Source organism: Niastella sp., from assembly GCF_045805085.1.
In the GTDB taxonomy this organism is placed as follows: domain Bacteria; phylum Bacteroidota; class Bacteroidia; order Chitinophagales; family Chitinophagaceae; genus Niastella.
On sequence record NZ_JBJMLX010000067.1, the window covers coordinates 1 to 5,491 of the forward strand.

The following is a 5,491-nucleotide window of genomic DNA, read 5'->3' on the forward strand; positions in this document are numbered from 1 at the left end:
TTACAATTGCACCGTCAGCAACGCGAACTGAGAGAGAAGAACCAGGCGCTTGAAAATTATGCCCTGCTCATCAACAACTCTGCCGATCTTATTTGCATTATAAACGCCGAAAGCTTCCGGTTTGAAGAAGTGAATGAGGCCGCTTTTTCGCTGTTGGGTTACACAGCCCAGGAAATGAAGAATGCTAACCTGCTGGATTATCTGTCAGAAGAAGGGCAGGGGAAAATTAAAGAGCTGGCCTGCTTATACCAGCCTTCGTTCTCCTTTGAAGTATTGATGTTTACAAAGAACGGCGAACACCGGTATGTGAGCTGGAACATTGTACATAAGCATAATTTATGGTTTGCGAATGGCCGCGACATTACCCGGCAAAAGAAAGCCGATTTTGAAATAAAACAATTGAATATAAACCTAGAAAGGAACATTGCCCAACTGCAACTGACCAATAAAGAGCTGGAATCATTTTCCTATTCCGTGTCGCACGACCTGCGGGCGCCCCTGCGCAGCATCAATGGCTATGCGCAAATGATCCAGGACGATCATGCCCAGTCGTTTAACGACGAGGCCAAACGCATGTTCAATGTGATCAGGAAGAATGCCACAAAAATGGGCACTCTCATCGATGACCTGCTGTCATTCAGTCGTATGGGCCGGAAGGAAATTACCCGGATACCCATCGATTTTAATAAAATGGTAAGACCTATTATTGCAGATCTCAGGCAAAATGCACCTGCCAACACCCAGATAACAGTACATCCCTTACCCAATACCCAGGGCGATCCGGCGCTTTTGTCGCAGGTATACATCAACCTTATTTCCAATGCCATTAAATATTCAGCTAAAAAAGAAACGCCCATTATTGAATTAGGCGCTGAAGAAAGGGATGATGAATTTGTTTATTTTGTGAAAGACAATGGGGCAGGATTCGATATGCAGTATGCGCATAAATTATTCGGCGTATTTCAACGGCTGCATGGCAATGATGAATTTGAAGGAACCGGCGTGGGTCTGGCCATTGTACAACGGATCATTGTTAAACATGGCGGAAAAGTGTGGGCGGATGGCAAGCTCGACGAAGGCGCTATTTTTTATTTTTCACTACCAAGGACCAATAACGACCTATAACCTATAACCCCTATTTCTATGAGTTCACCTGTAAACAATGGCAAAATTGATATTATACTATGTGAAGACAATGCGGACGACGCCGAGCTAACCATCCGGGCCCTGGCAAAACAAGGGTTGTCGAACTCCCTTATCCACGTAAAGGATGGTGAAGAATTGTTGCAGTATGTTTTTTGTTCCGGGCCGTATGTTAGCCGCAATGCAGACCACCAGCCCCGGCTCATTATCCTGGACCTGAAAATGCCCAAGGTAGATGGACTGGAAGTGATCCGGAAGCTGAAATCAGACAAACGTACCTGTATGATCCCGGTTGTGTTGCTAACCTCGTCAAAAGAAGAAAAAGATATAATGGAAAGCTACGCGTTGGGCGTAAACAGTTATATCGTAAAACCTGTAGAATTTGAAAGATACGTAAAGGCCGTAAGTACCCTGGGCCTTTACTGGTTAATATTAAATCAACCCTATCAATAGTAAGTTATGGCAACAGCGAAAACAATTAAATTACTGATCCTCGAACACGATGAAGACGATCTGGAATTGCTGATGTATGAATTAAAGAAAGGGGCCCTGGATTTTGAGCCAAGAATTGTTGGCACCAAAAACGGGTTCATTGAAGCATTGAAAGATCTTACGCCCGATATTATTCTGTCTGATTATTCATTGCCGGGGTTTGATGGCATTTCTGCTTTTCAACTCAAACAGCAGATCTGTCCGGATGTGCCCTTTATAATAGTGTCGGGCACCATTGGGGAAGAAAATGCGGTGGAGTTGATAAAGAATGGCGTAACCGACTATTCCATAAAAGACAAACTGTTTACTGTAATACCCAAAATAAAGCGGGCCCTAAAGGAAGCCAATGAACGGCGGGAGAAAATGGAGACCGAACAAAATCTGCGCAATAGCCAGCGACAACTGGCCGAAGCGCAGCGGATATCCAAAATAGGAAGCTGGGAATTAAGCGAAAATGGGGAAATGATCTCCTGCTCCGATGAGTTGTACCGGATCCTCGATCGGGATATTGATTCCGGTTTGTCTTTTGAGATCTTTATGCAGTTTGTACATCCTGATGACAGGCCAGTTATATTGGAGGCCCGGGAAAAGGCGGTTGCCACCGACACTACGGAGGTTGTTCAGTTCCGCATCACCAGCCAGGCAGGTATTGAAAAATGCATCGAGGCCAGGGGCTCTCAACGCAAGGATGCGACCGGGATCAGTTTTATTGGCACCTGTCAGGATATAACAGAAAAGGTAAAAGCCGAACAACAGCTGGCCAATTACTCAGCGCAAATTGCCCGCGAGCGGCTGGAAAGTCAGCGCAAACTGGTAAGGGCCTCAATAGAAGGCCAGGAGCGCGAACGGGCCGAGATTGGCCGGGAACTGCACGATAACATCAACCAGATATTGGCGGTAACAAAGGCTTACGTAGAAGCTTCCCTGCATGAAAAAGACCTGCAGGAAGAACTGGCGGAACGCAGTATCAAGAACCTGCAGCTGGCCATTAATGAGATCAGGAAGATCTCCAAATCACTGGTGCCGCCGGTCATGGATAAAAACGGGTTGGTCGATTCCGTGCAGGACCTTATTGAAAACATCAGGGTGGTAAATCCTTTCGCCATCAAATTTCTGTATGAAAAAGAACAGTTGCGTAATATCACCTCGCAGCAGCAGCTGGCGCTGTACCGTATTGTGCAGGAGCAGTTCAATAATATTATAAAACATGCCCAGGCGCATCATGTAAACATCGAGCTGTTTGAAAAGAACAACTTTATCGACCTCCGGATCCAGGACGACGGCAAAGGTTTTGACCCTAAGGAAAGAAGAAGAGGAGTGGGGCTCAGCAACATCCTCAGCCGCATCGAACTGTTCGATGGCAAACTGGAAGTGATCTCCTCCAAGGGAAAAGGTTGTACCTTAAAGGTGCATGTGCCTAAGATGAGTAAGGAGGTGGCGTAGGACTGGGATATATGGGATAAGGATGTAAAGATTTTTAAGCCGGTTATTCTCATGAATAACCGGCTTTTTTATTTCAGGAACCCTTTTATCAGGTACGCCAAAAGCGACAAATTTACCTGCTCAAAAATATGGGGGGTACCCGGTAGTACGCCCAATTGGGCGTTGGGTAATTGTTTATATACTGCCAGCGTTTCTTCAAGGGTAACCATTTTATCGCGGTCGCCCAAGAGCACCAGGCTGGGTGTAGTAATACTGGTGTAATCTGCTAATTGTAGTGTGTTGTTTTTCCCTAAGTTGATTAGTAATTCAGTGGTTTTATCGAGTATAGTTAACCAGTCAACGGGCACATGACGTTGTTGTAATTGTGCCGCAAAGGCTGGTAGTTTTTCCTGGATGATTTTACCATCCAACATCCCTACTTCTTTCGTCGCAGTTTTCTCATCCCAATAAAATTTTGTTGCGAGAGTTACTATTTTGTTGATGGTATCGGGCATTTGTTTAGCTAAATACATAGCAATATATCCTCCCATACTATAACCAAAGACATTTGCCTTTTCAATATTCATATCTTGAATGTATCTTGCAATCTGTTCACTGAATAATTCAATAGAGAATGAGGTATCAGGAAGCGGTTGCCCACCATGACCATGTAAGTTGAATGTGTGTACCTGGAAGGTATCTTCCAATAAATGCACGAGTGATTGAAACTGGTCTTTGCTGCCTAAGGCGCCATGTAGTAAAAGGAGGTGTTGCATGGTCGAGATATTATAAGTTTCAAATATAGATAATAGATCGCAAGTGTAAGTGTATAATAATAACCTGTGATAAGACAGACAAGCTAGCCATGAATAACCTGTTAACAACTGTTAGCCAAGGGGTTTTATGTTGTGAGTTCTTTTTATGTGGGTGCACTAATTTGTTGCTTTTTTTGTCATATTTATAAGTGTGTTGTTTAATATTAATGGGGAGTTCTGTTATTCTGTCTGGGGGTTTTTATTCGCTACACATGCTGATGCACAAATATCCGGCTTCTTGTACCATTTACCTATCTATCAGTAGCGGATACATACTTCCATTCAGTTACTATCACGCAGCAATACGTTGTCTCTTATTGTTAACACCATAAAAACCTGATCAGTTATGAAAAAAGTGATCGCAGTGTTCGTTCTTGCCTGCGCGTTTACTGCTGCCAGTGCTAATAACAGTGCGGGTATCGATGCAAAAACAAACGCGTTCATTCAACCGTTTAGTTCGTCTTATGCGCTGGATACGCCTTTCATCTGGTTCACCGATTGTGATCTCACGAACCCAACAGGGACATATTGTGACGTCTTTTATGAGATGGACAGATTGCGTAGCATGTTTGGCGGATTTTCATTTTCGCATATTCCTTACGGGAATCTGGTTGAATTTGAATATGGCATTGGAGTTCCCTGGTTATATGCTACTATTTACAGCGACCTGCGTCGTAATTAAGCGGCTTATCACTCGTATCCTGGGTTTTGAGTCAATTCGTGATTACGTGTTCTCTCTAAAACAGGTATGGGCCAAAGTGCAGCTGTAGATTTCCAGGTATCGGGGCGTAAGGCGCTCATGACCTCGTCTATTCGTTTTTTGCCGTCATTAGCTCGTGCCGGCCAACGCTTGAGATCAAACCAGCGGTGGCCCCATTCAGCAAAGAACTCAATACGACATTCCTGTTCTACAGCCGCCAACACCTGGTTTTGTGTTGATATAGTAGGCAGTTCTGATAACCCCGCTCTTTTCCTGATCGCATTCAGATCGCTGACCGCTTCAGGCAGTTGATCTAACCGGGCACGAGCCTCCGCGCGAATACAATATTGTTCTGCCAACCGCAGCACCATATTGTATTCTTCCCGCGGAGAAGTTGCTGTGTTTTGTTTGTATTTATATGGTGATCTGTATTGTTTTCCGCTCACCGTCACGGTTCTTATCCATGCCTGCCGCAGGTCACCCGGCTCCAGATATTTTAAAAGCGAATCACTCAAAGTGATAACGGGCCTGCCATTGGGAACAACCGGAACAAAATAACTTCCTTCTGCTGTATTAAAAGCATTGCTCACCGGCATAAATTGCAGAATGGCCTCCCGGCTATTATACCGGAATGTTTGTTGTAAATCAGTCTCCAGTTGATAAATGCCTGATTGGATCACTTCCGTTGCGGCGGCAGCGGCCTCGGTCCATTGTTCCCGATACAAATAAATTCTCGCCTGCAAGGCTTTAACCGCCTGTCTGTTCACCCGCACCCGGGCCGATGGGAAATCGGGTGTGGTAGCATAGGTATTGGTTAAAAGGTCCTGCGCTTTAGCAAGGTCATCGATCATTTGAACATATATTTCATCTGCATTCGTTCTGCGCGTGTTGGTGCTTTTGGTATAGTCGGTGGAGGTAA

The 5,491-nt window shown here is 44.8% G+C and carries 6 protein-coding genes; 4 read left to right on the forward strand and 2 right to left on the reverse strand.

All coding sequences use genetic code 11. The features are described from left to right. The 3 genes from ACJ751_RS02985 to ACJ751_RS02995 form a co-directional block, all read left to right on the forward strand. Positions 1–1,125 (forward strand): sensor histidine kinase (locus ACJ751_RS02985; protein ID WP_407743888.1); only part of this gene is annotated, 1,125 nt, incomplete at its 5' end. Between the two features lie 18 nt (positions 1,126–1,143). Beyond that, positions 1,144–1,596: a response regulator gene (locus tag ACJ751_RS02990; RefSeq protein WP_407743889.1), complete on the forward strand. Its 453-nt coding sequence runs from the start codon at positions 1,144–1,146 to the stop codon at positions 1,594–1,596. Between the two features lie 6 nt (positions 1,597–1,602). After that, a complete protein-coding gene (locus tag ACJ751_RS02995; protein ID WP_407743890.1) occupies positions 1,603–3,078 on the forward strand; it encodes an ATP-binding protein in 1,476 nt (491 codons plus the stop codon). Between the two features lie 68 nt (positions 3,079–3,146). Here the strand turns inward: ACJ751_RS02995 and ACJ751_RS03000 are convergent, their stop codons facing one another. Beyond that, positions 3,147–3,833, reverse strand: a complete 687-nt coding sequence (locus tag ACJ751_RS03000; RefSeq protein ID WP_407743891.1) for an alpha/beta fold hydrolase — start codon at positions 3,831–3,833, stop codon at positions 3,147–3,149. Between the two features lie 385 nt (positions 3,834–4,218). Here ACJ751_RS03000 and ACJ751_RS03005 point away from each other — a divergent pair, with 385 nt between their 5' ends. Beyond that, complete coding sequence (locus ACJ751_RS03005) at positions 4,219–4,554, forward strand: hypothetical protein (protein WP_407743892.1); 336 nt, start codon at positions 4,219–4,221, stop codon at positions 4,552–4,554. A gap of 8 nt (positions 4,555–4,562) precedes the next feature. On the opposite strand, the gene ACJ751_RS03010 is transcribed toward ACJ751_RS03005, so the two are convergent. Further along, a partial coding sequence (locus ACJ751_RS03010; RefSeq protein ID WP_407743893.1) for a RagB/SusD family nutrient uptake outer membrane protein occupies positions 4,563–5,491 on the reverse strand: 929 nt, incomplete at its 5' end.